This is a genomic window from Gillisella vitis (genome assembly GCF_001541345.2).
GTDB lineage: Bacteria > Pseudomonadota > Alphaproteobacteria > Rhizobiales > Rhizobiaceae > Allorhizobium > Allorhizobium vitis.
The window spans coordinates 102,596-129,062 of sequence record NZ_LMVL02000008.1; the positions used below are offsets into that span (position 1 = coordinate 102,596).

Genomic DNA, 26,467 nt, shown 5'->3' on the forward strand with positions numbered 1-26,467 from the left:
TGTGCTCCATTTCCGACGATCAGGCCACTCTTCTCGAAGACACTGCGCGGCCAGTCATTGGGCTTGTCGTTCCTGATATCTTGAACCCTCCGATCAGATCGCGCAGCTTTTCGGCCTCGGATGCAAGCTCCTGTGCAGCGGCACTGGCTTCTTCAACCGTGGACGTATTTCGTTGTGTGCTTTGATCGACAATGGTGACTGCGGCGTTGATTTCCTTGATGCCCTGCAATTGCTCGCCCGTCGCCTGGGAAATCGCCTGAACATGATGGTCGATTTCCTGGACCTGCTCCGAAATTTCAGTCAGGGCAGAACCGGTCTTGAAGACAAGGCCGACACCGCGCTGAACCGATGCGGTTGAGGTGGCGATGAGGTCCTTGATATGTTTTGCCGCGCCGGCGGAGCGTTGCGCGAGTTCGCGCACTTCCTGGGCAACGACAGCAAAGCCCTTGCCAGCTTCACCGGCACGTGCGGCTTCCACACCGGCATTCAATGCGAGCAAGTTCGTCTGGAAGGCAATCTCGTCGATGACGCCGATGATATTGGAGATTTCTTTTGATGATCCCTCGATCTGGTTCATCGCATCCGTCGCGTCATTGACGATCAGTCCGGAGGCTTTCGCGTGTTCGCGGGTTTTGGTGACCAGGGTGCTGGCTCCCGTCGCGCGAGACGCGGAGTCCTGAACCGTGGCGGTGATCGTGTCGAGCGCCGCAGCGGTTTCTTCCACCGAAGCGGCCTGGCTCTCGGCATTTTTGGCAATGTCGTTGGAGACGGCGCCAATGACCTTCGCATTATCTGCCAGCAACTCCGCCGAATGCCTGATCGCGGCTACAGTCTTCTCTAGCGAACGGGCCGCCTGATTGAAATCATCGCGCGTCTTCATCAAAGCTGGATCGATGTGATCCGTCACTGCGACCGTGAGATCGCCATTCGCAAGCGCGCTGATGGCATCACCGATCCGATCGACGGCGTCCATGCGAGAGGTTATGTCGGTCGCGACTTTGATCACCTTGTAGACCTTACCACGGGAATTGAACACTGGCGTATAGGCTGCCTGAATCCAGACACGCTTGCCGCCTTTGCCATAGCGAACGAAGTTGTCGGCGATGAATTCGCCAGCACGCAGCCTCATCCAGAAATTATCGTAGTCGGCTGTCCTTGTGTATTCTGGATCGCAGAAAAGCCTGTGGTGCTTACCCTCGATCTCGGCGAAGCTATAGTTCATGGCATCGAGAAAATTCTGATTGGCTTTGGAAATCGTTCCATCAGGCTCGAACTCGATGATTGCCTGCGATTGGTCGATGGCGCGAATGCGGTTTTCGTCATCAAGAGCGGCAATCCGCGTCCTGGTGATATCCGTTGCGATCTTGAGAATCCGGACGACTTTCCCATTGTGAAAAACCGGATTGTAGCTTGCCTGAATCCAGATGTCGGTCTGTTCCTTGGTCTGACGACGAAACTGTCCGCTCTGAAACTTGCCGCTGGCGAGTTCCTTCCAGAAGATCTCATAGGATGGCGAGTTGCGGATCGCGTCCTCGCAAAACATCCGATGATGTTTTCCGACAATCTCTTCCAACGAATAATGCAGCGCCTTGCAAAAGTTTTCGTTGGCTTCGAGTACCCTGCCGTCCGGCGAGAACCAGATCATTGCCTGAGATGTCGAGATAGCATTGATGTCTTCGGCCAGCTTGTTGGCCTGTAGCAAATTACGAAACGTCATGGGAAACAGCCATCCTTGTTATTCAAGGGAATTCAACCAAAGAGTTATTTAAAATTGTCTAATATCAATTGATAGGAATATATGCAGTGCGACGACGGGTCAGGTGGCCTCGCGGTGATCACGCAAATATAATCGGCGTATTGACACAGGCGCCTTTGTCCTGGTCCTCAATAGCCCTAACTTGCGAGAGAACCGACTCGTCCTGTTCGGCTCTATCGAGGTCCCGCCCCATGCTGATTGCCGCCGTCATCCGCCTGTTCGAACGCTGGGTCGATCCCTTTACCGAGCGTGCGGATCTTTGCCCGCCGGGTGGCACCATGGCTTTCGTGTGGTTTTACGTGAGCCAGGCCAAGGGGGCGTTTTTTGCCATGGCACTGTTTGGGGGCGCGGTGGCGGTCATGGAAGCCAGCATGTTCTGGTTCGTCGGGCGGTTGGTGGACCTGATCGATACTGTCCCCAAAGCCGCAGGCTGGCAGGGGCTGCTGGGCGCGCATGGGCTTGAACTGCTGGGCATTGCCGCCGTTGTCGTCTTCGTCCGATTTGCGGTAATCACGCTGAGCGCGCTGGTCGAAGAACAGGTCGTGGTGCTGAATTTTCTCAACCTGGTGCGTTGGCAAAGCCATGTCCATGTCGCGCGCCAATCGCTGAGCTTCTTCCATAATGATTTTGCCGGTCGCATTGCCACCAAGGTGTGGGCGGGCGGACAGGCGACAGGCGATCTCCTGACCTCGCTGTTGCAAGTCGCCTGGTTCATGGTGATCTATACGATTTCCACCATGGCGCTGCTGGCGCAACTGGACTGGGTGCTGGCGGCAATCATTGCCGTCTGGGTGCTGGTTTTCGCGGTGCTGGCCCGCTATTTCGTGCCGCGTATCCGCCGCCATGCCCGTGACACAGCCGAAGCTGGCTCGGCGCTGACCGGCAGGCTGGTGGATAGCTATGCAAATATCCAGACCCTGAAATTGTTTGCCCGCGAGCGGCAGAACGACCATTACATCCGGGCCGGTTTCGAGCGGTTCCAGGCGGCGCAGGCACCCTTTACCCGGCTGATCACAGGGGTGCGCGCCTCGCTGGCACTGCTGTCGGGCGGCATGATCCTGATGATTGCTGCCGTCTGCATCGACCGCTGGTTTTCCGGGGCGATGACGGCGGGTGGCATGGCGTTTACGCTCGGCCTGGTGCTGCGCCTCAGCATGCTCATGAACCGGATGATGACCCAGTTGAACGGTATGATGCGCAATATCGGCACGATCCAGAACGCCGCCGAGATGATTTCGCAGCCCATCGGCCTGAAGGACCGGCCCGATGCGAAGGTGCTTGCGGTCACTGGCCCGGAAATCCGCTTTGAGGATGTGTCCTTCCACTATGGCAAGCAGAAGGGGGCCATCGATCATTTGTCGCTGACCATCAAACCCGGCGAGAAGGTCGGCATTGTCGGGCGCTCCGGGGCGGGCAAGACCACGCTGGTCAACCTTCTGCTGCGCTTCTACGATGTCGAGGGTGGTGGCATCCGGATTGACGGCCAGGATTTGCGCGCGGTGACGCAGGAAAGCCTGCGGGGCAAGATCGGCATGGTCACCCAGGATACTGCCCTGCTGCATCGCTCGATCCGTGACAACATCCTGTTTGGCCGCGATGAGGCGAGCGAAGAGCAGCTGCGCGCCGCCGCCGACCAGGCCGAGGCGCTGGGCTTCATCGAAAAACTGGTCGACCAGCGCGGCCGCACCGGCTTTGACGTGCATGTCGGCGAACGCGGCGTGAAACTTTCCGGCGGCCAGCGCCAGCGGATCGCCATCGCCCGGGTGATGCTGAAGGACGCCCCGATCCTGGTGCTGGACGAGGCAACTTCGGCGCTCGATTCGGAAGTGGAGGCCGCCATCCAGTCCAATCTGGAACAGCTGATGACCGGCAAAACCGTGCTCGCCATCGCCCACCGCCTCTCCACCATCGCCAGCCTCGACCGTCTCGTGGTGATCGACCAAGGCCGTATCATCGAAGAAGGCAGCCATGACGAACTGGTGGAGCGGGGCGGGCTCTACGCCGAGCTTTGGGCGCGTCAATCGGGGGGATTTATTGGCGGCGAGGAGGCGGATCGGGCAGCGGAATAGGATGGCCTCGTCATTGCCTTCCAGGTGTGTCCGCTTTACGATCAGCGCTGTCTATAGATACCGTGTTCGTAATACGAATATTACGCCAAATGAATCAGGCTGGTCAATGTATGAGATGACGAAAACGAAGGGGTCTTTCACGAAAATGAGGACGCTTCGCTGGAGGCTGGCTATTACCTTTTTAAAGATCGTTTTCCGAAAGGAAGAAAGACTAATCTACTCTCTCAAGGCGCTTGGAATGAGTGATCTCTTTTGCGTGCGGGCTCTCGAATTCGCTTATCATCTGGACAATCACTCAGCGAGCATGCTGATCGGCAAGTTCATTGCTAATCCATTTACTGAACCTAAAATCTGAGCCGTCCTTCCGGGTCGCAGTTCATTATTCCGCAATGCGGCTCAACAAGCCAATAGAACTATTAGGCCTCACCCCTTCGGCAGCAGCAGATCGGTGATCAGTCCATAATGGTTGGAGCCGAAATTCGAGGGAATGCGTGACAGTTTCGCCGCCATCAGCGGGCTGCGGATGTAGATATGGTCAATCGGCACGCCGAAGGCGCCGCCGATGATGGGCCAGGTGGCGGGCTCCAACCCGGTCGTGGTCATGCCGGTGACTTTCAGCAGTTTCTGCATGTCGGGCGCCAGCGTCGAGGCGTTGAAATCGCCAGCCAGCAGGAGAGGGCCATCGATGCCGCTCAAGACATCACCCAGTTCTCCCAGTTCCTCCATGTGATAGCCGTCGAAATACGGCTTGCTCAAATGCGCGGCGGCCAGATGCAAGGCGGTGCCGCCGATTTGGATTTTCGCCATGGCGAACCGGTCGCGCCTGAGATCGCTGAGATTGCCGACATAGACCATATCAAGCGGGTATTTCGACAACAGCATCAGATCGCAGGTCGACGTGTGTTCACCGCAGCCGATCCGGTAGGGATAGGTCTTCACCAGCCGGTCGAGATGCAGCGAAACGGGGGCCGCCTCCATCACATAGGCGACATCAGCACCCGATTCGAGAATGTAATCGGTGATCGCGGCGCCGTTTTCCAGGTTGTCGCCCAGCACGTTGAAGGACAGGACCCTGAACGGCTGCATGCGCGCCAGATCAATCCGGGGTGTTTGCGGCAAGGTGGCCCAAATCATCCAGACGGCATGACCGGCGATGAACAGTGTGGCTGCCAGAAGCGTCATGGTGAACAGGCCGGGGCGTAGCGCCAGGCAGAACAGCGCCATGAGCAGCATGGCCAGCCCGGCGTGAAGCTGGAGACTATAGATCACTCCCGCACCCCAGAAATTGGTGGCGTAACGCACGGCAAACAGGCCAAGGGCAAGCACGAGCAGGGTTGCCATGATGTGCAGCAGCATCGATTTCATCTTCTTGCCTTTTGCGGAATTGCAGTGCCATGCAGCCTATAGGGTGTCGACTGCGCTTCTATAACACTTTCTATTTGTTGCATGATTTTATCTTTAAACCGATTCCGGTTGTCGTCCCCTGCTTCCAGCACCGTGCATACGGCCTGTCAGATGGTACGGAACCTGATTTCCGAAAAGACAATATCCTGCAATCAAGCCTGCACCCTTGGGCTTCATAACGAGACCGCCAAAATCCCGAGGTCAACTCACAACGATTACACATGCAGATCACGAAAATTTTGCAGCGCAACAGTCACTTGCGCATTGCACAAGTCTTGACTTTTTTCAAATCAGGTTCGCAGCCAAAAGCGTGAAAAACAGGGCTCTTCTCATGTCCTGGCTCTTGATAAAGCGCAAATCCCTGCAATTGCAGGGGAATTTTTATCCCTGGTTTTCCTAAAGTTTTCCGCGACATGTTGCCTCTGATGCGGTTGAACACTGGACAGATTTCACCAGCGCGCATAGAAATTGACTTGGAGGCGGAGAATCCATGGCGATTTTGTGGCGTCATGGATGCCGTCAGGGGGACCGCTGCCGTAGGACCTGCTCGTTGAACGGGTATTGCGGTGGATGAAAAGTGATCGAGCGTCCTTTGCGGGTGAGAGTGACCCATGGCGCTCCAACGGTTTGTCGCAGGCGATGCGAAGAGGATGGTTTGACCGTGAGCGAACACAATACACAGACTGAAACTGCGGGCGGAGGCATGGGCGCGGGCGAGCCGACGCGCCGCGACTTCCTTTATCTCGCCACCGGCATGGCGGGCGCAGTTGGCGCTGCGGCTGTGGCCTGGCCCTTTATCGACCAGATGCGGCCCGATGCCTCGACCCTGGCTCTGGCCTCTATCGAGGTGGATGTCTCGGCTCTTCAGCCGGGCATGTCGCTGACGGTCAAGTGGCGCGGCAAGCCGGTCTTCATCCGCAACCGCACCGACAAGGAAGTGGAAGAAGCCAAGGGCGTGCCGATTGCCCAGCTGAAGGACCCGGTGGCGCGCAACGCCAATGCCGGCGACGACGCCCAGGCGACCGATCTGGCCCGCTCGGCGGGGCAGGGCAAGGAAAACTGGATCGTGATGATCGGCTCCTGCACCCATCTCGGCTGCGTGCCGCTCGGTCAGGCCGGTGAATATGGCGGATGGTTCTGTCCCTGCCATGGCTCGGTCTATGATACGGCCGGCCGTATCCGCAAAGGTCCGGCGCCGGAAAACCTGCATATTCCAAATTATGGGTTCGTATCCAATACCGTGATCAAGATCGGCTGAGGGGGAGAGATTGATGAGTGGGCATTCCAGTTACCAGCCGTCGAGCGGGCTGACACGGTGGATCGATCAGCGGCTACCCTTGCCGCGCTTGGTCTATGATAGTTTCATTGCTTTTCCCGTACCGCGCAATCTGAACTACGCCTATACATTCGGTGCCATGCTGGCCGTGATGCTGGTCGTGCAGATCCTGACCGGCGTCGTGCTGGCCATGCATTATACCGCTGAAACCACTGTTGCTTTCAACTCCGTCGAAAAGATCATGCGCGACGTCAACCATGGTTGGCTGCTGCGCTATATGCATGCCAATGGCGCGTCCTTCTTCTTCATTGCCGTCTACCTGCATATCGCCCGCGGTCTTTACTATGGGTCCTACAAGGCACCCCGCGAAATCCTCTGGATTCTCGGCGTGGTGATCTTCCTGCTGATGATGGCGACTGCCTTCATGGGCTACGTTCTGCCCTGGGGCCAGATGTCCTTCTGGGGTGCAACCGTTATCACCGGCTTCTTCTCGGCCTTTCCTTATGTGGGCGAGTGGATCCAGACCTTCCTGCTTGGTGGCTTCGCCGTCGATCAGCCAACGCTGAACCGCTTCTTCTCGCTGCATTACTTGCTGCCCTTCATGATCGCAGGCGTGGTTATCCTGCATATCTGGGCACTGCATGTCACCGGGCAGACCAATCCGACCGGGGTTGAGGTGAAGTCAAAGACCGACACGGTGCCGTTCACGCCCTATGCGACGCTGAAGGACGCCTTCGGAGTGTCGATCTTCCTGATCGCCTATGCCTGGTTTATCTTCTACATGCCGAACTTCCTCGGCCATCCCGACAACTACATCATGGCCGATCCGCTGAAGACCCCGGCGCATATCGTGCCTGAATGGTACTTCCTGCCGTTCTACGCCATGCTGCGCGCCATCACCTTCAACGTGCTGTTCATCGATTCCAAGCTGGGCGGCGTGTTGGTGATGTTCGGGGCGATCATCGTCTTGTTCTTCCTGCCCTGGCTGGATACGTCCAAGGTGCGTTCCGCCGTTTACCGTCCCTGGTACAAGCTGTTCTTCTGGATCTTTGTCGCCGATTGCATTCTGCTCGGCTGGCTCGGTTCACGTCAGCCGACGGATACATTCACCACCATGGCGCAGTTCGGGACGCTGTATTATTTCGGCTTTTTCCTGGTGATCATGCCTCTGCTTGGTCTGCTGGAAACGCCACGGCGGGTGCCGAACTCGATTACCGAGGCTGTTCTGGCCAAGAATGGCAAAACAGCCGAAGCGCATGTCTGAGACAGGCAGGGAGAGGATAAACTCAATGAAGAAGCTTGCCACAAGCCTCCTGTCGCTGGCATTCGCCACCGGTCTAGGCTTTTCCGCAGCGCTTGCGCAGGAACATGCGGAAGGCGAAACGCCCCATTACCCCATTCACAAGCCAGCCCCGGTGGAATGGAGTTTTTCTGGGCCTTTCGGAAAATATGACAAGGGGCAATTGCAGCGCGGACTGAAGATCTACAAGGAAGTCTGTTCCGCCTGCCATTCCATGAACCTGGTTTCCTTCCGCACGCTGGAAGGCCTTGGCTATTCGGAAGCGCAGGTGAAGACCTTTGCCGCCGAATACGAAGTGCAGGACGGGCCGAACGCATCCGGCGAAATGTATACCCGCAAGGCCGTGCCTTCGGATCATTTCCCGTCGCCCTTCCCCAACCATGAAGCCGCCGCTGCCGCCAATAATGGCGCCGCACCACCGGACATGTCGCTGCTGGCCAAGGCACGCGGCATCGAGCGTGGTTTCCCGACCTTCATCTTTGATATCTTCACGCAATATCAGGAGGGCGGGCCGGATTATATCCACGCGCTGCTGACCGGCTATCAGGACCCGCCGGCTGGTGTGACGGTGGCTGAAGGCACCCATTATAACCCGTATTTCGCTGCCGCCTCGGCACTTGCCATGGCGCCGCCGCTCAGCGAGGGGCAGGTGACCTATGACGATGGCGCGCCGCAGACGGTTGATCAATACGCCAAGGACGTCTCGGCCTTCCTGATGTGGGCTGCCGAGCCGCATCTGGAAGAACGCAAGCGTACTGGCTTCATGGTCATGGTCTTCCTGCTGATCTTCTCTGGTCTGGTCTACCTGACCAAGAAATCGGTCTATGCTAACAAGGAACATTGATTGCTACTTGGGGTGAGGCAATTTCGAGAAGGCGGCTTTCGGGCCGCCTTTTTCGTATTTTGTGTCAGCCTGATATCATCAGACACGCCGCGGCGATGGCGGGGCATATTCCCTCTGGACAGAGCCTTAAATTGATTCCGATTTGAGAATTTTTGCAGTACGGTCCGGCGCAACTAGAAATTCCGTCAGCCGGGCAGACCATGACTCAAATTTCCCAGGAACTTTCCGCCGCTATCCGCTCCATTCCGGATTATCCCAAGCCCGGTATCGTGTTTCGCGATATCACCACGCTGCTCGGCAATCCGCGCGCTTTTCGCCGCGCCGTCGATGAACTGGTGCAACCCTATGCCGGGCTGAAGATCGACAAGATTGCCGGCATGGAAGCACGCGGCTTCATTCTGGGCGGCGCCGTGGCGCATCAGCTGTCTGCCGGTTTCGTGCCGATCCGAAAGAAGGGCAAGCTGCCGCACACGACGGTACGGATCGCCTATAGCCTGGAATATGGCGTGGACGAGATGGAAATGCATGTCGATGCCGTGCAGCCCGGTGAAAAGGTCATTCTGGTCGATGACCTGATCGCCACCGGCGGCACCGCCGTCGGCGCAGTGCAGCTACTGCGTCAGATCGGCGCCGACGTCGTCTCCGCCTGCTTCGTCATCGACCTGCCGGATCTCGGCGGTCGCAAGAAGCTGGACGCACTGGGGGTCGAGGTGCGCACGCTGGTGGAATTTTCCGGGCATTGATCCTTATTGAACCGAAACGACGGATGCCGCGATGGATCACGATCTTCTAGCCCATTTGCCGCTGCGCAAGAGGCGAGAGCTGGATCGTGTCTTGAAAATTCTCTTCGAGGAATTCGACGAGGCGCAGAAGGGTAGGCTTTCGGCAAAGAACAAGGGAGGCCAGATTCTCAAGGTCCTCCTGTTCGGCTCCTACGCGCGTGGCAACTGGGTCGAGGACCATGCCAGCGGCTACTACTCGGATTTCGACATATTGGTCGTGGTCAATACGGAGACCTTTGCCGACGAGGATGAATTCTGGCGCACGGCCCATGACCGCATCATCCGCGAAGAGCAGGTCACCAAGCGCCTGAAAACCCCGGTAAATTTCATCGTCCATTCGCTTCATGACGTGAACGACAAGCTGGCCCAGGGACTGCCGTTTTTTGTCGATGTTATTAGCGATGGCATTCCTCTTTACGAGGTGCTGGGTTATAGTTTTGCTGAACCGAAGCCGATCACTGCCGAAGAGAGACAAGCGCGGGCGCAAGCCTATTTCGATGATTGGTTTCCGAGCGCTGTCTATAACGTGACACTGGCGGGCTATGCCAGTAAGGACATGCAGCTCAAACAGGCAGCTTTCAACCTCCATCAAGCGACGGAACGCTTCTATCACTGTGTCCTGCTGGTGTTCACTCTCTATAGCCCGCCGCTGCACAGTCTTCGGAAGCTCAGGCCTCTGGCCGAGAGCTATGATGCCCGTCTCCGAGACGTGTGGCCGGCAAAAAGCCGCTTGGCACGCCGTTGTTTTGACCGGCTGCATCGCGCTTATGTCGAGGCGCGCTACTCCACAGAATATGTTGTCACGCTCGAAGAGTTGGAATGGCTGTTTGATGCAGTCACACGTTTGCAGAAGGCTGTAGAGATGGTTTGCCGTCAAAGACTGGCCGCCGCCGAATAGCCAGCGTTGTTTATACGCTTCGCGTCAGCGCTCAGTCAGCGCCAGTCTGACGCTCATCAGCAGGAATGCGGCGGAAAATCCTTTGTAGAGCGTTTTGACCGTCCTCGGCTTTGAGAGGATATGCTTGCGCAATCCGCTTGCCATCCAGCCATAGAGGGCGAAGACGATGAATGTCATCGCCATGAACAGGCCCGAGCAGAGGACGAATTGCCTGATGGCCTGCGGGGCCTTGCCATCAACGAATTGCGGCAGGAAGGCCAGGAAAAATAGCGAGAGTTTCGGGTTCAGCAGGTTGATCAGCACGGCCTTGCCGATGATCCGCAAGGCATTGTATGGCTGGGTTTGCTCCTGGCTCATCTCGATTTCGCCGCCGCGCCAGAGGCTGGCTGCCATATAGAGCAAATAGACGACACCGGCGATTTTGACTGCTTGGAAGAGGGTTTCATTTGCGGCCAGTATAGCTGCTAGGCCAAAACTGGCTGCTGCCATATGCGGCAGAATGCCGAGCGTGCAGCCGAAGGCGGCAATGGTTGCGGCTCGCCATCCACCGGACAGTGCGACCGTCAGAGTGTAAAGCGCTCCGGTTCCGGGTGTTGCGACGATGATGAGGGATGTCAGGTAAAAATCGAGAGGCATGATGAGCGACCGCGCTATGTTGATCCTTGCGACATTTGATCACCACTTGCCCGTCCGGTCTTGAATGGAATTGCAGGCTCCTCTCAGGCCCGAAAAGCCGCAGGTGTGAGGCCATATCGGCGTTTGAATTCTCGCGTCATATGGCTCTGGTCGGCATAGCCGCAGGTAGCCGCGATGTCGGCAAGGCTGCTCTTCCCCGATAGAATCAGGCGGCGGGCCCGGTTGGCGCGCTGCTGCAGAATATAGGCATGGGGCGTCAGCCCTGTCATGGCCTGGAAAGCCCTCAGCGTTTGGAATCGGCTGGCATTTGCGACCGTGGCCAGGTCCTGGAGGGATGGATTTGCCGCCGGGTCGTCACAGATCATCTGCCTGACCCGCTCCATGGTCGGATCGGTCTTCGGCAGCATTGCGTTGCTTCGCCAAGAGATCAGCGGCGCCAACAGGTCAATCAGGGTCTCGTCTTGGGCCAGGGCTGCCGCTGACCCTCTGCCGTTGCGCATGGCTTGAAAGGCATGGTAGAATCGGGTCGCCCAATCCGGCTTGTCGAAGACCGGTCTTTCGAATTCAACCTGTCCGGTCTCACCTAGATCCGTCTGCATGTCGTTGAGAAACGCCGGCTCCATATAGAGCATAAGCCAATGTCGGCCTTGCTCATCGAGTGGCGCGCCGTCATGCACTTCGCCAGGATTGACGGTAATGATGTTGCCGGGCTCAGCCGTCACCTGGCCTCGGCCAGAGGCCGATATCTGCCCGCCATTGACGATCAGCCCGATGCCGAACTCGTCGTGGGTGTGTCGAGAAAATCTGTGTTTACTTTGGGCGCAAACCGCACGAAGCCGTGGATCGCTGGGCCGGAATGCCTGAAAGTCCTGCATCCGGCCCATCGCCCTTAACCCTTCACCGCCTTAGCGATATCATCAGCAATTTCTTCCGGCTTGGTAATTGGCGCATAGCGCGCAATCGGGGTGCCGTCGCGGCCAACCAGGAATTTGGTGAAATTCCATTTGATCGCTTCGGTGCCGAGAATGCCGCGGACTTCGTGGGTCAGGTATTTGTAGAGCGGGTGTGCGTCGTTGCCTTTGACATCAATCTTGGCGAACATCGGGAAGCTGACCTTGAAATTCAGGTCGCAGAAGCTGGCAATTTCGGCTTCCGATCCCGGTTCCTGGCCGCCGAACTGGTTGCAGGGAAAGCCGATGATGACGAGGTCGTCCTGAAAACGCTTTTGCAGGGTCTCCAGGCCTTCATATTGCGGTGTGAAGCCGCATTTGCTGGCGGTGTTGACGATCAGGAGCAGTTTTCCGGCAAATTCGGCAAGCTGGCGCTCCCGGCCGGTAATATCCTTGGCTGAAAAGTCATGAACGTTCATTGTCATTTTCCTGTTCGAGCACGGTGCTGACGAAACGCAGCACCGGCTCGCCCTGCTGGTTCATACCTTCGGCAACGCTAGCGTGGAGGTGCCAACCGGGACGCGATCTGAGCGCGCGGCTGTTTTGTGCCGTCAGGCTATAGGTAATGTCATCCCCGGCATAGACCGGTTTCAGCCATTTCAGGTCGGTAAAGCCGGGCGAGGGGCCAAGCCGCGGCGGTGTCACGCCTTCGGCAATGGCTTTGGCGTTGGCTTCGCCCATGAAGTCGAGAAAGGTTCGCATCCAAACCGAACAGGTATGCCAGCCGGAAGCGCAGAGACCGCCGAAGACGTAGGACTTCGCCGCTTCCGCATCGACATGGAAGGGCTGCGGATCGAATTTTGTGGCAAAGCGGATAATGTCCTCCGCGTTGAAATGGCGGGTGCCGAGCACGACTTTTTGCTCGAAGGGAAACAGGTCAACCATTCTCATGCCGCATCTCCTGCTGGTTGGCGCTGGCGCATCATGGCCGCATTGCGGGCGACGATGACGGTTTCGCCCTTCTGGTTGACCAGTTCATGGCGGCTGGTGATGACACCGATTCCCGGGCGCGAGCGCAATGGCCGGGCCTCTTCAACCAGGGAAAAGCCGCTCAGGGTATCACCCGCCAGGACAGGCGTTTTCCACTGCACGAAGTCTATGCCCGGCGCGCCTTCGGAATGGGAGCGCAGGATATAGCTGTCGATCATCATCCGCATCAAAAGCCCGCAGGTATGCCAGCCGGAGGCCGCCAAGCCGCCGAGAATGCTGGCCTCACCGGCTCGCGCATCGAGATGCATCGGCTGCGGGTCGAATTCTGTGGCAAACTCGATAATGTCGTTTAAATCCACCGTGACGGGGCCAAGCGGCAGGCGGGTACCAACCGGAAAATCTTCAAAATATAATTTGTCTGTCTGCATAATATCCTCTCTGGGCGTATCCGAACCCTAATAGCACAGATACAAGAATTACGGTGCCGGAGGCGTGCCTGGAGCGGGGTCTGGAGCGGCACCCGGAATACTGAAAGCATTGCCGTTGACCTTGATCTGGCCGGTGCGATCCGTTTCCACGTGCCAAAGCAGTTGTCCATCATCCTGTGTCTTGGCAAAGCCTTTCGCCATCAGCAGGAAAAATGCTGTCTGGCCAAGCTCTGGCGTTTGCTTGGCGTTGGCCTGGAGATAGGCAACGGTCTTGTCGAAATCGCGTGCTGTTACGGTCACGTCGGCCAGCGGTTTGTCGTTGCCTGTCAGGGCAAACGTAGTTTTGCCGGTGATAGTGACGTCATAGAGCGAAGATGTCAGGCGGGTGCCGTCATAGGTGATGGTGGCGGTGCCGTCTGGAAAGAAGCGTCGGCTGATTTCGCTCTTCTGCGGTGGTGTCAGCGGTTGGGCGGGATCGTAATCGACATTGTCCATCAGGTAATTGATGCCATCCGCTGCGTTGACGGTGGGCACAGTCACCTTGATCGTCGAGGTCTGTGGAATGAGGGGCGTGTAGGCAGCCGGGACCAACCCTGCCACCATTTGAGGCTCGACGAGATCCAGGCCGAAGCTGAACCTAGCCCCATTTCGGATACCATCGATCATGGTCTCTATGCCGAACCGCTTGGCGGTGAACGGGCCTTGCGGGGTCTCGACCTGCATGTCGCGATAGACAACGGTCTGGGACATGGTCTTGAAAAGCGGGAAATTCGAGCGGAACAGCTGGATCAATATGCGCTTTTCAGCCTCATCCATCGGCGGCTTGTCCCAATTCCTGACCAGGATCGCGATCATTTTCTGAAGCGGCTGATAGGCAACGCCCTCGATTTTCACGGAGCTTTCGCCTGAAACGGCGCGGAAACCGGCAGGGTCCGCTTTCGAAGCCCTTATGTCTTCAACGAGATTGGTGAAGGTGCCGCTGCTGGCAACCGTGATCGTATTATCACCTTCCTTCATCCCCTGGACCGTGGAATTGATGGCGTCCAGGCGTATGTCCGTCGAGCTGTCACCCGTCTGCAATCGCAGCCGCATGTCCTCGGCCTTGTAGGTGCCGGACTGGAGATAGGTGATGCTCGGATCGTAGATCCCCGTCATGCTGTAGGAATCGACCGAAAAGAGAAAGTCGGTCTTGGTGTCTTTCTCTTTAGTCTGCCCTTTGACATCGATCCCACCGGCCTGGTCGAATTGCCACAGGCCACCGTCCAGCGGCCGAATGAGGGAGACGATAGGGTTGAGACCCACGGCCTTGGTGAACTTGATCGCCTCCAGTCCGAAGAGCGCAATGGTATTGACCCGGACCTCATAGGCGCTGTTGCGCGCCCGCACGGTCATGGCGCTCGCATCCTTGACCATGCCGTCCGGCAGGGTGGACAAAAGCTGCTGCTTGAGGTCCTTGGCGCCCTTAGAGGTAACATCGGCGGCGTTTGCCTGCCCATGCACCAGGACAGCGGATAGAAACAACACAGGCACGGACATCGAACGCATGCTTACTCCCCTCGTTGCAGGAGGCAGCAACCCACGCCGCTCCAACGCATTGATATTGACCAGTTGACCGGCGTTTTAAAGGGCAAAATAAAAGCGGGATGCTTTTGTAGGAGCATCCCGCTGGTGATTGACTGTTCTACCGACGCAAATATGGATCAGGTGTTGAAGCGGAAGTGGATGACGTCGCCGTCATGCACGACATATTCCTTGCCTTCGTCGCGGCCCTTGCCAGCTTCCTTGGCGCCGACTTCGCCCTTGTAGGCGATGTAATCGTCATAGGCGATGGTGAAGGCGCGGATGAAGCCGCGTTCGAAATCGGTGTGGATGACACCGGCGGCGGCGGGCGCCTTGGTGCCGCGCGGAATGGTCCAGGCGCGGGTTTCCTTGGGGCCGACGGTGAAATAGGTGATCAAATCGAGCAGGTGATAGCCAGCGCGGATCAGCCGGTCCAGACCTGCTTCTTCCAGCCCGAGCGCCGACAGGAATTCGGCCGCTTCCTCGTCCGGCAATTGCGCCACTTCGGCTTCGATGGCCGCCGAAATGATCACGGTTTCCGCCCCTTGTGCCTTAGCCATTTCCTCTACGGCTTTGGTATGGGCATTGCCGGTGACGGCATCGGCTTCGGCGACATTGCAGACATAGAGGACCGGATGGGAGGTCAGCAGGTTCAGGCTTTTCAGCACCTCGCGTTCCTCGGCATCAAGGCTTGCCAACAGCAGGCGGGCGGGCTTGCCCTCTTGCAACAGCTTCAGCGCGCCATCCATGACAGGCAGCAGCGTCATCGATTCCTTGTCCTTGGAGGCGGCGCGCTTGCGGGTCTGCTCGGTGCGGCGCTCCAGGCTTTCGAGATCGGCCAGCATCAGTTCGGTTTCGATGGTTTCGGCATCGCCAACCGGATCGATCCGGCCTTCGACATGGGTGATGTCGTCATCTTCGAAACAGCGCAGTACATGCACGACGGCATCGACTTCACGGATATTGGCGAGGAACTTGTTGCCCAGGCCTTCGCCCTTGGAAGCGCCGCGCACCAGACCGGCAATATCCACGAAGGAAATCCGGGTCGGGATGATTTCCTTGGAACCGGCAACGCTTGCCAGTGTCTGCATGCGCGGATCGGGCACGGCCACTTCGCCGGTATTCGGCTCAATGGTGCAGAAAGGATAGTTGGCCGCCTGGGCTGCCGCCGTCCTGGTCAGCGCGTTGAAAAGGGTGGACTTGCCGACATTCGGCAGTCCCACGATACCGCATTTGAAGCCCATGGGTGTTTTCCGTGCTCAGTAAAGGTTTTGTTGCCTTGCCTATGGGGGAATGGAGCGGCCCGGTCAAGGCTTTGCCGCTTCTTGGCGCCAATTGCTTGAAGCCGGGAGCGGTTCGCATTATGGTAACGCGAGCGTGTGCCGATGGGAGTTGCCAATGCCTCAAAAAGTCATTGTCGGGCAGCCAAAGGTGAAAACCAGGCCAAAGCTGGAGCAGCCCAGGCTCTACAAGGTCATCTTGACCAATGATGATTACACCCCGCGCGAATTCGTCACCATCGTGCTGAAAGCCGTGTTTCGGATGAGTGAGGAAACCGGCAACCGGGTGATGATGACCGCTCACCGCTTTGGCTCGGCGGTGGTGGTGGTCTGTACCAAGGACATCGCCGAAACCAAATCCACCGAGGCCAATGATCTGGCAAAGGAAGCGGGGTTTCCGCTGCTGTTTACCATTGAGCCGGAAGAATAGGCATCATGATGTGCGGCGGATTTGATAGCCGGTCTTGTTCTGGAGAAAGCCGCTGGAACTGTAGAAGCGGTGGATGGCCTCGTCCGTTCGGCCTGTCAGCAACATGACCTTATAGCAGTCAGCATTCCAGGCGGCGTCGATGGCATGGAGAACGACCGCTCGGCCGTAGCCTTGCCCACGATGCGTCGCAGCGCTGACGACATTCTCGATCAGAGCATAAGGCCGGCAACCACGCGTCAGGTTGGGGGTTACCAGCAAACTCGCCGTTGCCACGGGCTTTTCGTGGTCGAGAGCAACGAAAACTGTCAGGCCAGGATGAACGAGAACCGCTGCATAGGTGTTATGAACTCGTTCAGCGTCGTCAAAATTGTTGTTGCTGCTCAAGTCTTTATAAAGTGCTAGCAAGGCCTCCAGATCATTGAACGTTGCGGGACGGACGGTAATCGCATTGGACATCGTATACCTCCTGATCTCAAATCGGAAACAATTTGGCTCTCGGCAAGGTTGACGCCTGAATATGAGCCTTGAGTTCTGCCAGTTGCTGGTCTGTCAGGGCGCGTTTCGGCAACGGGATTATCATTGGTGCCGCAAACAGTAGCGCGAGGACCGTTTTGTCTTCGGCCCAGGACTGGAAATCACTCCAGGGATAAAAAATCCGACTCGTTGCGGTGGCGATGTAGAATCCGTCCGCGTCCCAGCCCAATCTGGCGGGACGGTTGGCAGAGGGCATTGCGCGAAAATAGGCTTTCGTTCTTCGAGCACCTACTATCCTTACGATGGATAAGAGAAGAACGATGAATGCAAGATTTATCAAAATAAAATTGAAAAAATAAAAATCATTTTGCTCGCCATTAATCAAAATTCCTGCGCTGTAATACAATGTCACATAGCATAAAAAATATATTAATATTTTTCTGATTTTAATTTTACTTCTCCAGTAAATCTTGTAGCCTGACCCAATGTCTTTTTCAAAAAAATGACAATCGACGGTAAGAGTGTCGAAAATGCCCCACTCTACCTGCTCCTCAACAGACATTGCCTAATCCTTCTTCGGCCCAAACATCTTCTTCAACATCTCAGCCATCGGCCCGGTTTCCCGCAGCTTTTTCGGCTGCACACCATTACGGGCCTGATGAATGTGGGATTTCGCAGGCTTTGCCGGTTTGGGCTTTTCTTCGTCCGCTTTCGACCCAGTGGCGAGCGCCAGTTTGTTCATCAACTGGCTGTCTTCGCCGCGCACCAGCATGTCGGCGTTTTCGGCCAGTGTTTCCAGCAGCGGATCCAGCCATTCGGCGTCGAGCTTGCCGAAATCGCCCAGCACATGCGCTTGGACCCGGGATTTATCGCCGGGATGGCCGATGCCGAGCCGCAGGCGGCGGTAGTTCAGGCCGCAATGCGCATCCAGCGATTTGATGCCATTATGGCCGCCATGGCCGCCGCCCAGCTTGATACGGGCCTTGCCGGGGAGAAGATCCAGCTCGTCATAGATCGCTACGAGCTGTTCCGGCCCAAGCTTGTAGAAGCGCAGCGCCTCGCCGACCGATTCGCCTGATAGGTTCATGAAGGTCTGCGGCTTGATCAGCAGCACTTTCTCGCCCGCCAGCGTGCCATCGGCAATCTCGGCCTTGAATTTCTTCGACCAGGGCGAAAAGCCGTGACGACGATGGATGGCGTCGAGCGCCATGAAGCCGATATTGTGGCGGTTGCCGGCATATTGGGAGCCGGGATTGCCAAGCCCTGCAAGAACGATCATCGCATTTTCCACGAACGATATTTCGGTTGGTCTTCACGACAGCGAAATGCGGGCCATGTCAACCCCGATTGCGCGTGCTATTGAGGCTGCAACAGGCCATATTCTCGCGAAATCCTGGCTTGCGTGCCATCGGCAATCAGTCGATCAAGCGCTTGTTGCATTTGCGCTATAAGGGCATCGGGCATGTCCTTGTTGCAGGCAATGGCGAATTTCTGCTCGGTCAGCACGAATTGCTGTTCCAGAGGATGCCCTTCGGCCACCAGCTTGTGATAGAATTTCTCCGAGACCGGCATGAGGTCGATCCGGCCGCTTTCCAGCTTTTTGATGGTCAGATCGAGGTTGGCGGCAAGGTCAATTCTCGGAAAAGCATGCCGTTCCAGAAGGGACTGAGTGTAGTCGTCGCGTTGGGTGCCAACGATATACTTGCGGGCGTCCTCGACATTGCGCACCTGAATGCCGGAGTCCTTGCGGCTCATGATGATATTGCGGTCGATGGCCAGCGGCTCGACCCACTTGAAGCGGCCTTCGCGTTCGGGGATATGGGCTGCGGTAAACACGCAGGTCATCGGTTCGGTTTCGGCCATCGCGATGGCGCGGGCCCAGGGCATCATCTCGATGGTATAAGGGATCGACAGATCCTTCATGATCATCACGACCTGCTCGTAGCCGACGCCCTTATCCACCCCGTTTTCCCTGAAATTGTAAGGTGGGTAATCTTCCGTGGTAAAGACGACGCTGTTTTGCGCCATGGCTGTGGCGGTCATGAACACCAAGGAGGACAGGACGACAAGGCGGAATGCACTTCTTCGACAGCCCATCTTCGGCCTCCTTTAGATTGTGTTTGGTTGTACTTGCCCTGCTGAAATGGCAGCTTGGGTTGTCTCGTCCTACCCCGTTGTCCGCTGTCCAATCCTGGCAATGGGCGTGGCTTTCGGCGGCGTCGTGCCATTGGCCCCGAAACGGGCTTGCAGATCTTCAAAGGACAAGGGTCGATCGAACAGATAGCCCTGGCCGTAATCCACACCGATCGCCTGTAGCGCGCGCCATTGTTCCTTGGTCTCGATGCCCTCGGCCACCACGGTGCATTTCATCTTGTGTGAAATAGCGGCAATGCCTTCGATCAACATGCGGCTGCGCTCGCGCAGATCCGGGGTATCACCGGTCATGGAGCGGATGAAGGATTGGTCGATCTTGATGATATTGACCGGGAAGCGGCTGAGATAGCTGAGCGAGGAATAGCCGGTGCCGAAATCGTCCAGCGCAATGCGGCAACCAAAATCGCCGATTTTTTGGAGGACGGTCTGGATATGCGGGCTGTCGTGCAGCAACGTCGCTTCGGTGATCTCGATGATGATCCGCGACGGGTCGATGTTGAAAAGATGCACGGCGCTGGCCAGCCAGACCAGCAGGCTGGCATCGATTTGCGTGGGTGAGACATTCAGCGCCAGATAGGAGGTGGTGTCGCCACTGAGGGCGGAAAGCCGGGTGAAGTGATCCAGAGCCTTATCGAACACCTGCTTGCCGATATCGTGAATGGTGCCGGTTTCCTCGGCCAGGCTGATGATTTCGGTCGGTGCCATAATGCCATGGACGGGGTGGCGCAGGCGCATCAGGGCCTCGTAGCCGACCGTCTTGCCGCTTTGCAGATCGATGATCGGCTGCAAGAAAGCATCCAACCAGTCATTGCTCAATGCCTGCTCGATCATCTGCTCGATTTCGGCGCGCCGGCGGGTGGTGTTGCCGATGCTATCGTCGAAGATCTGGAAACCGTTCTTTCCGTCACGCTTGCGATTATACATGGCCATATCGGCCTTTTGCAGCAGTTCCGTCGCGGTTTCGGCGTGTTGTGGATAAAGCGCGATGCCGATGCTGGCACTTAGCCTTGTAGCGGTCCCCTTGACGATGAAGGGGGTTTCGAAAATCCCGCAAATATCATTGGCCATGGCGCGGGCAGCGGCCTCGCAATCGTCGGCACGCAGCAGAATGGCGAATTCATCGCCGCCGATGCGGGCGGCCACCGAGTTTTCCGGCAGGAGATAGACGATCATGTCCACCAGAATTTTCAAGGTCGTGTCACCGGCATGATGGCCGAGATTGTCATTGATCCATTTGAACCGGTCGAGATCGACGAACAGGCAGGCAAGGGAACCGCCCTGGCGGTCGGTTGCCTCGATCTGCACATCCAGTTCGTTCTCGAAGCCTTGGCGGTTGAGAAGCCCGGTCAGATGATCGGTCATCGCCTGGCGCCGGTTGCGTGCCTCCGATTGCTTGAGGGCGGTGATGTCAGTCATGACGCTCAGCGAAAGGTTGGACTGGGCCATCGGTGTGGCATTGCCGGATTCGACGACCAGCACATCCATGATCCGTCCGTCGGCGCAGACGAATTTGGTGGTATATTGCTGTTGCAGGCCGGTTTCGTTATCCCGCTTGACTTGCCGGTAGGCTTGACGGGCCTCGATTGTGATCAGGCTTTCAAAATTGAGACCAATGATATCTTCGCGGTGATAGCCTGTCACTGATGTCCAGTAGTCGCTGATGCCGGTAATCCGGTCATCGGCATCGACGGAAAACAGCATGGCGGGCGTGGCATGGTAGATGTCGGTTGCCAGCCGGTGCGCCTGTTTCAGATCGATTTCTTCCTGCTGAAGCTTGGATTGCATGGCGTTGAAGCTTTGCGCCAACCGTCCCATTTCGTCATTGGAATGCCAGTCGACCGAACGTCGCGAACCCAGACGTCGCGTGGCTTCGATGGCGGCGGTCAGCTGTGTCAGCGGCTTCATCACCATCATCCGGTTGCCGACGATGGCGGCCAGAATCACCACCAGCATGGACAGAATGAAGATGGCGATAAACACGCCTTCGGTCCGGCGAATGCTGGCAAACAGGCCATGCTTTTGAAAGGAAAGCGTAATGGTACCAACGGTTTTTGGTCCGTCCTGATGCTGGTAGATGATGGTTTGCGACAGGGAGGAAAATGTCTTTGCCGGCGCAAATGTTTGAGGCATGTCAATGCGGATATTGCCGGTCGGGTCGGAAACCTCGACCCTGATGACCTCGCCACCGGAGACCAGCGCTGCACTGATCTGGCGTACACTCTCAGCATCGAAATCCCAAAGTGGCTTGGCGAGTGCCTGGGCATTGGCAGCCAGCAGCACGGCAATGCTATTTTGCTGGTCGGTTTCGGCGCGCTGCGACGACAGCCAGAGAAACAGCAGAAACAGCGGCACCACGCAAACGAACACTGTTCCAGCCACCAGCGCAAGGAAACGCTGTTCCACGGACCGGGTCATGGATCGAATCCGACGGTGTACAATTTCAAATAGCAACCAATAGATGCAATATTATACATTTTTCCATCGTATTTGGTGAGCGTGCTGGAAAATGAATAGGGATGAAACAATACACCCCCACAGCCCCTTGTTCTTCTCTTATTTTGGAGAAGGATTCCACGCGAGACGTTAACGATGACTGAAGTCGTAAAGAAGATTTGCACCTTTACGCAAAGTTATTTGCGGCTTTCGTGCAAAGCTGCCCATTCCTGACAAGAAGGGCAGGGTGCGACAGGCTGGCGCTACAGCTATTGCCTTAAAGCTTGATCACCAACCGGATCGGACGGCATGAAAAAACCCGCCCGGTAAGGGGCGGGTTCATCGAACACTCTAACCGAGTGGGTCGATTATTCTTCGGTAGCTTCTTCTTCGTCGGCAACGTCAACGTCAGGAGCGACGAGGGTTGCGATCGTGAAGTCGCGGTCGGTGATGACAGGGGTCACACCAGCAGGCAGCTTGACGGCAGAAATATGCACGCTGTCGCCGATCTTCAGGCCAGCCAGGTCGAAGGTGAGGGCTTCCGGAATGTTGTTGGCCGGAACCTGCAACTCGACGTCGTGGCGTACGATGTTGAGGACAGCGCCGGTCTTGACGGCGGACTTGTCTTCATTGACGAAACGGACAGGCACGGCAACCGTGACCTGGCTGTTTGCCGAAACGCGCAGGAAGTCGATATGCATGGTGAAGTCGCGGACCGGATCCAGCTGGTAGTCCTTTGGCAGGACGCGGATCTTTTCGCCGTTGACTTCAATGGTTGCCACCGTGGTCATGAAACCGCCAGCGTGGATACGCTTGGTGACTTCATTGGTGTTCAGGGTAATGGCAATGGGAGCCTGCTTGTCACCATAGATGACAGCGGGAATGAGACCGTTGCGGCGAAGTTCACGGGAGGACCCCTTACCAACCCGTTCGCGCGTTTCGGCCTTGAGCTCGTAAGATGCGTGGCTCATGGCATTTCCTTTCGATGTTACTGGAGAGTTTCAGCCGGTTTTGTCTTTGAAATTCCGGATTGAAACTGGAAACGGTGCCGGTTTTTAAATCTGCCGCATCGTTTCACTCCAACCGTTCAGGATTGAAGGAAACATATAGCAGCCGTCACAATTTCATCCGCATTGCCTCCAAGGGTGTCTGCGCGGACGGGGGCGCTATAGTATGAAAGTGCCGTGGATGCAAGCTTTCTCGGGCTTTTTTCGAGCATGGGATGGAACGGGGCCACCGGTTTTTGCGGCAAGGCGCGTCAATCCTGTCGATTGCCATCCTGCTCGCAAAGGTTCATGATAGTCCAGAGAGATGTGAATTTGCTTTGGGAGGAGCATATGAGCGTCGGTTACAAACATGCCGATACGGTCTATTCGACAGCATTGCAGGGATCGAAGGCGGCCAGTTCACCGATTGCCGCTTCCTGGCGGCGTTGCCTCGATGTCCATGGGCTGGACCCTGAACAGGCAGGCACCCCAAGGATCTTGGAGGAAACGGCCTTCCGCGAAGCGCGCCAACGCATGGACCACCTGATCGCCGCCAGCGCCGAGGAGATGGACCGGCTGTTTTCGACGGTCGGGCGCTCCGGTTGCTGCCTGGTGCTGGCCGATAGCCATGGCGTGGTGCTGGAACGGCGTAGCGCGGCTGGCGACGACCGGGATTTCCACAGGCTTGGGCTCTGGCAGCAGACGGAATGGAGCGAGGCCAGTGTCGGCACCAATGGCATCGGCACGGCGCTGGCTGACGAGCGCCCGGTCATCATCCACCGCGACCAGCATTTTCTCTCTGCCAATATCGCACTGAGTTGCACCACGGCGCCAATCCGCGACCATCGCGGTCAGATTGCCGCCGCGCTCGACATTTCCACCTGCCGCCATGATGTAACGGATCTGTCGATGACCATTCTCGCCCAGGCGGTGCGCGATGCCGCGCTGCGTGTTGAGGTCAACCTGTTTCGCATGGCCTTTGCAGGCGCGAGGATCGTCATGATCCCCACGGTCGCCAATCCCACGGCACTTTTGGCCGTAGATGGTGACGATCTGGTGCTGGGGGCGACGCGGGCGGCGCGGCTGGCGTTGCAGATCGACGATCAGGCCATTGCCGCTGGCCTGCCTGCCACCGATGCCCTGAAGGAAAAGCGCGGGGAAGAGGGGGACGACCTCTATGATGCGGAACGGGCTGCACTGCGCCGGGTCCTGTCGCGCACCAAAGGCAATGTCTCCCAGGCAGCGCAATTGCTGGGCATTAGCCGCGCAACCCTGCATCGCAAGATGAAGCGTTTCAATATTCACTAATGCACGTAGCAGTGTCGCAGCGATGCGACACTGTGCGTTGCGGCATTGCGAAGCGTGGCTGGTATCTGGCCTTAGCGGGGTGCATCTTCCCTCTACGGTTCTGGGAGTTTGTCAGGGAAAAGTGGAGGACCGGTTTTCCCCAAAGACAAACATCACCACAGGACCCTTCATCAGGGAGGATGAGAGATGAACATTCAGGTTCAAACCACGGCAAGCACCCCGTTCAAGCTGAAATACGGCAATTTCATCGGTGGCGACTGGCGTGAGCCGGTCGGTGGCCGGTATTTTGAAAACACCACGCCAGTCACCGGTGGCAAGCTGTGCGATATCGCCCGCTCCGACGAGCGCGACATCAATCTGGCGCTGGACGCTGCCCATGCCGCCAAGGACAAATGGGGCAAGACCCCCGTTGCCGAGCGCGCCAACATGCTGAACCGCATTGCCGACCGGATGGAAAGCAATCTGGAGCTTCTAGCCCGGGCCGAAACCTGGGACAATGGCAAGCCGCTGCGTGAAACCATGGCTGCCGATATTCCGCTGGCCGTCGATCATTTCCGCTATTTTGCCGCCTGCGTGCGCGCACAGGAAGGCTCGATCGGCGAAATCGACCACGATACGGTTGCCTATCATTTCCACGAGCCGCTTGGCGTCGTCGGCCAGATCATTCCCTGGAATTTCCCGATCCTGATGGCCGCCTGGAAGCTGGCGCCCGCTCTTGCCGCTGGCAATTGCGTCGTGCTGAAGCCCGCCGAGCAGACTCCGGCCTCGATTCTCGTCTGGGCCGAATTGATCGGCGACATCCTGCCGCCCGGCGTGCTCAATATCGTCAATGGCTTTGGCCTGGAAGCTGGCAAGCCCCTGGCCTCCAGCCCGCGCATCGCCAAGATCGCCTTTACCGGTGAGACCTCGACGGGTCGCCTGATCATGCAGTATGCCAGCCAAAACCTCATTCCGGTGACGCTGGAGCTGGGCGGAAAATCGCCGAATATCTTCTTCGAGGATGTGCTGCGCGAAGATGACGATTATCTCGACAAGGCCCTGGAAGGCTTTGCGATGTTTGCCCTTAACCAGGGCGAAGTCTGCACCTGCCCAAGCCGGGCGATCGTCCATGAAAAGATCTATGATCGCTTCATGGAAAAAGCCATCAAGCGCGTCGAGGCCATCGTGCAGGGTGATCCGCTGGATATGGGCACGATGATCGGCGCGCAGGCCTCCAGCGAGCAGCTTGAAAAAATCCTGTCCTATATGGATATCGGTCGTCAGGAAGGCGCCGAAGTGCTGACCGGTGGCCATCGCAATACTCTGTCCGGCGATCTCGCTGGCGGCTATTACGTTAAGCCGACCGTGTTCAAGGGGCATAACAAGATGCGGGTCTTCCAGGAGGAAATCTTCGGCCCGGTCGTCTCCGTCACCACCTTCAAGGACGAGGCCGAGGCCCTGGAAATCGCCAATGACACCCTCTATGGCCTGGGTGCTGGCGTCTGGAGCCGCGATGCCAATACCTGCTACCGCTTCGGTCGCAATATCCAGGCCGGGCGCGTCTGGACCAATTGCTACCACGCCTATCCGGCCCATGCGGCCTTCGGCGGCTACAAGCAATCGGGCATTGGCCGTGAGACCCACAAGATGATGCTGGATCACTATCAGCAGACCAAGAACATGCTGGTAAGTTACAGCCCCAAAGCCCTCGGCTTCTTCTAAACCCGTTGTAAATCCGCCCCGCTGGGCTGCAAATGTCTTCCGCCTGCGCTTCCAGTGCTCACGTACTCTAGGTACGCTCCGCGCTGGTTCTCGCCGGAAGCCATTTTCGCCACAGTGGGGCGAATTTCCAATCGGGTTTAAACCCGCCGATATTCACGTCTGGAGGGGCTGCAAATGGTCATGTCCTGCGCTTCCGGTGCTCACGTACTCTTATGTTTCGCATTCCCGAACGAAAAACCGCTTCACACTTTTTCTGGGAATGCTTTGAAGTACGCTCCGCTCCGGTTCTCGAACATAACCATTTTCGCCACCTCCAGCCGCGAATCTCGACGGGTTTAGGTGTCGAGTTTGTGGTTTTTATACGCTGATGAGAATTCACAGGGCTTGCGGTTCCTGCATTCTTCTCCCCAGCGGGGAGAAGGTGGCGGCAGCCGGATGAGGGGGGCGAAGCCACGACGGACTTCTTTCATTTTGAAACGAGGCAGTTATGGACACGATTTTGGACGGTGAACCAAGGGTCGTCGCGACAGCGGCGGCCATCGATTTGATCGGCGAGATCCGCAGGGATCATCCGCAGATCCTGTTTCATCAGTCGGGCGGCTGTTGCGACGGGTCGTCGCCGATGTGTTATCCCGTGGATGATTATATCGTCGGGGATACCGATGTGAAGCTGGGCGAGATTGATGGGGTGCCCTTCTATATCCATCAGAGTCAGTATGAAGTCTGGAAACATACCCAGTTGATCATCGATGTCGTGCCGGGACGAGGGGGCATGTTTTCGTTGGATAATGGCCGCGAAAAGCGCTTTCTGACCCGCTCCAAGCTGTTCGGGGGTGAGGTCTGCGCTTTACCTGTCCGCTAATAATTT

Annotated in this window: 26 protein-coding genes; 10 read left to right on the forward strand and 16 right to left on the reverse strand. The window is 57.2% G+C overall.

Annotated elements, in window-relative coordinates; all coding sequences use genetic code 11:
• Window positions 1-19: 19 nt before the first annotated feature.
• Window positions 20-1,717, reverse strand: a complete 1,698-nt coding sequence (locus tag ASB66_RS27055) for a methyl-accepting chemotaxis protein (RefSeq protein ID WP_060719858.1) — start codon at window positions 1,715-1,717, stop codon at window positions 20-22.
• A 230-nt stretch (window positions 1,718-1,947) separates the two neighbouring features.
• Between ASB66_RS27055 and ASB66_RS22615 the strand changes: the two genes are divergently transcribed.
• Entirely contained in the window at window positions 1,948-3,825 is a 1,878-nt protein-coding gene (locus ASB66_RS22615) for an ABC transporter ATP-binding protein (RefSeq protein WP_060719857.1), read from the forward strand.
• 423 nt (window positions 3,826-4,248) lie between these two features.
• Here ASB66_RS22615 and ASB66_RS22625 read toward each other — a convergent pair whose 3' ends face one another.
• Window positions 4,249-5,190, reverse strand: coding sequence for an endonuclease/exonuclease/phosphatase family protein (locus tag ASB66_RS22625; RefSeq protein ID WP_060719855.1), 942 nt, complete (start codon window positions 5,188-5,190; stop codon window positions 4,249-4,251).
• 292 nt (window positions 5,191-5,482) lie between these two features.
• Window positions 5,483-5,740: a hypothetical protein gene (locus tag ASB66_RS26120; protein WP_139191467.1), complete on the reverse strand. Its 258-nt coding sequence runs from the start codon at window positions 5,738-5,740 to the stop codon at window positions 5,483-5,485.
• A 150-nt stretch (window positions 5,741-5,890) separates the two neighbouring features.
• On the opposite strand from ASB66_RS26120, the gene petA reads away from it, so the two are divergent.
• The 5 genes from petA (at window position 5,891) to ASB66_RS22650 (ending at window position 10,329) form a co-directional block, all read left to right on the forward strand.
• Window positions 5,891-6,487 (forward strand): ubiquinol-cytochrome c reductase iron-sulfur subunit, encoded by a 597-nt coding sequence (gene petA / locus ASB66_RS22630; protein WP_060719955.1) that lies wholly within the window; start codon window positions 5,891-5,893, stop codon window positions 6,485-6,487.
• 13 nt (window positions 6,488-6,500) lie between these two features.
• On the forward strand, window positions 6,501-7,769 hold the full coding sequence (locus tag ASB66_RS22635; RefSeq protein ID WP_060719854.1) for a cytochrome b: 1,269 nt from the start codon (window positions 6,501-6,503) through the stop codon (window positions 7,767-7,769).
• Window positions 7,770-7,794: 25 nt separating this feature from the next.
• Complete coding sequence (locus ASB66_RS22640; protein ID WP_060719853.1) at window positions 7,795-8,649, forward strand: cytochrome c1; 855 nt, start codon at window positions 7,795-7,797, stop codon at window positions 8,647-8,649.
• Window positions 8,650-8,849: 200 nt separating this feature from the next.
• On the forward strand, window positions 8,850-9,392 hold the full coding sequence (locus ASB66_RS22645; protein WP_060719852.1) for an adenine phosphoribosyltransferase: 543 nt from the start codon (window positions 8,850-8,852) through the stop codon (window positions 9,390-9,392).
• Window positions 9,393-9,423: 31 nt separating this feature from the next.
• Window positions 9,424-10,329, forward strand: a complete 906-nt coding sequence (locus ASB66_RS22650) for a HEPN domain-containing protein (RefSeq protein ID WP_060719851.1) — start codon at window positions 9,424-9,426, stop codon at window positions 10,327-10,329.
• 24 nt (window positions 10,330-10,353) lie between these two features.
• On the opposite strand, the gene ASB66_RS22655 is transcribed toward ASB66_RS22650, so the two are convergent.
• The 7 genes from ASB66_RS22655 to ychF form a co-directional block, all read right to left on the reverse strand.
• Entirely contained in the window at window positions 10,354-10,965 is a 612-nt protein-coding gene (locus ASB66_RS22655; RefSeq protein WP_060719850.1) for a LysE family translocator, read from the reverse strand.
• 83 nt (window positions 10,966-11,048) lie between these two features.
• Window positions 11,049-11,840, reverse strand: coding sequence for a helix-turn-helix transcriptional regulator (locus tag ASB66_RS22660; RefSeq protein ID WP_060719954.1), 792 nt, complete (start codon window positions 11,838-11,840; stop codon window positions 11,049-11,051).
• A 14-nt stretch (window positions 11,841-11,854) separates the two neighbouring features.
• Entirely contained in the window at window positions 11,855-12,334 is a 480-nt protein-coding gene (locus ASB66_RS22665; RefSeq protein WP_060719849.1) for a glutathione peroxidase, read from the reverse strand.
• The gene (locus tag ASB66_RS22670) at window positions 12,321-12,806 is read right to left on the reverse strand and encodes a MaoC family dehydratase (RefSeq protein ID WP_015916711.1); all 486 of its coding nucleotides are present in this window, start codon (window positions 12,804-12,806) and stop codon (window positions 12,321-12,323) included. The genes ASB66_RS22665 and ASB66_RS22670 overlap by 14 nt, the downstream gene beginning before the upstream one ends.
• On the reverse strand, window positions 12,803-13,273 hold the full coding sequence (locus tag ASB66_RS22675) for a MaoC family dehydratase (RefSeq protein WP_060719848.1): 471 nt from the start codon (window positions 13,271-13,273) through the stop codon (window positions 12,803-12,805). Before ASB66_RS22675 ends, ASB66_RS22670 begins: the two co-directional genes overlap by 4 nt.
• A 48-nt stretch (window positions 13,274-13,321) precedes the next feature.
• The gene (locus tag ASB66_RS22680; RefSeq protein ID WP_060719847.1) at window positions 13,322-14,818 is read right to left on the reverse strand and encodes a hypothetical protein; all 1,497 of its coding nucleotides are present in this window, start codon (window positions 14,816-14,818) and stop codon (window positions 13,322-13,324) included.
• 155 nt (window positions 14,819-14,973) lie between these two features.
• The gene (gene ychF / locus ASB66_RS22685; protein WP_060719846.1) at window positions 14,974-16,077 is read right to left on the reverse strand and encodes a redox-regulated ATPase YchF; all 1,104 of its coding nucleotides are present in this window, start codon (window positions 16,075-16,077) and stop codon (window positions 14,974-14,976) included.
• Window positions 16,078-16,231: 154 nt separating this feature from the next.
• Here ychF and clpS point away from each other — a divergent pair, with 154 nt between their 5' ends.
• On the forward strand, window positions 16,232-16,543 hold the full coding sequence (clpS, locus tag ASB66_RS22690) for an ATP-dependent Clp protease adapter ClpS (protein WP_060719845.1): 312 nt from the start codon (window positions 16,232-16,234) through the stop codon (window positions 16,541-16,543).
• Window positions 16,544-16,546: 3 nt separating this feature from the next.
• On the opposite strand, the gene ASB66_RS22695 is transcribed toward clpS, so the two are convergent.
• The 6 genes from ASB66_RS22695 to ASB66_RS22720 form a co-directional block, all read right to left on the reverse strand.
• On the reverse strand, window positions 16,547-16,999 hold the full coding sequence (locus ASB66_RS22695; protein WP_060719844.1) for a GNAT family N-acetyltransferase: 453 nt from the start codon (window positions 16,997-16,999) through the stop codon (window positions 16,547-16,549).
• A gap of 16 nt (window positions 17,000-17,015) precedes the next feature.
• Window positions 17,016-17,579 (reverse strand): YcxB family protein, encoded by a 564-nt coding sequence (locus ASB66_RS22700; RefSeq protein WP_060719843.1) that lies wholly within the window; start codon window positions 17,577-17,579, stop codon window positions 17,016-17,018.
• 3 nt (window positions 17,580-17,582) lie between these two features.
• On the reverse strand, window positions 17,583-18,296 hold the full coding sequence (gene pth / locus ASB66_RS22705; protein WP_060719842.1) for an aminoacyl-tRNA hydrolase: 714 nt from the start codon (window positions 18,294-18,296) through the stop codon (window positions 17,583-17,585).
• Window positions 18,297-18,373: 77 nt separating this feature from the next.
• A complete protein-coding gene (locus tag ASB66_RS22710) occupies window positions 18,374-19,114 on the reverse strand; it encodes a substrate-binding periplasmic protein (protein ID WP_060719841.1) in 741 nt (246 codons plus the stop codon).
• 69 nt (window positions 19,115-19,183) lie between these two features.
• Window positions 19,184-21,586, reverse strand: coding sequence for a putative bifunctional diguanylate cyclase/phosphodiesterase (locus ASB66_RS22715; RefSeq protein WP_060719840.1), 2,403 nt, complete (start codon window positions 21,584-21,586; stop codon window positions 19,184-19,186).
• 386 nt (window positions 21,587-21,972) lie between these two features.
• Window positions 21,973-22,575: a 50S ribosomal protein L25/general stress protein Ctc gene (locus ASB66_RS22720; protein ID WP_060719839.1), complete on the reverse strand. Its 603-nt coding sequence runs from the start codon at window positions 22,573-22,575 to the stop codon at window positions 21,973-21,975.
• 366 nt (window positions 22,576-22,941) lie between these two features.
• Here ASB66_RS22720 and ASB66_RS22725 point away from each other — a divergent pair, with 366 nt between their 5' ends.
• The 3 genes from ASB66_RS22725 to ASB66_RS22735 all read left to right on the forward strand — a co-directional run bounded on the left by ASB66_RS22725 (window position 22,942) and on the right by ASB66_RS22735 (window position 26,461).
• Window positions 22,942-23,898: a helix-turn-helix domain-containing protein gene (locus tag ASB66_RS22725; protein WP_060719838.1), complete on the forward strand. Its 957-nt coding sequence runs from the start codon at window positions 22,942-22,944 to the stop codon at window positions 23,896-23,898.
• Between the two features lie 186 nt (window positions 23,899-24,084).
• Window positions 24,085-25,599, forward strand: coding sequence for an aldehyde dehydrogenase (adh, locus tag ASB66_RS22730; RefSeq protein ID WP_060719837.1), 1,515 nt, complete (start codon window positions 24,085-24,087; stop codon window positions 25,597-25,599).
• Window positions 25,600-26,095: 496 nt separating this feature from the next.
• Window positions 26,096-26,461 carry a DUF779 domain-containing protein gene (locus tag ASB66_RS22735; RefSeq protein WP_114386955.1) on the forward strand — a complete coding sequence of 122 codons (366 nt, stop codon included), beginning with the start codon at window positions 26,096-26,098 and terminating at the stop codon, window positions 26,459-26,461.
• Window positions 26,462-26,467 lie beyond the last annotated feature (6 nt).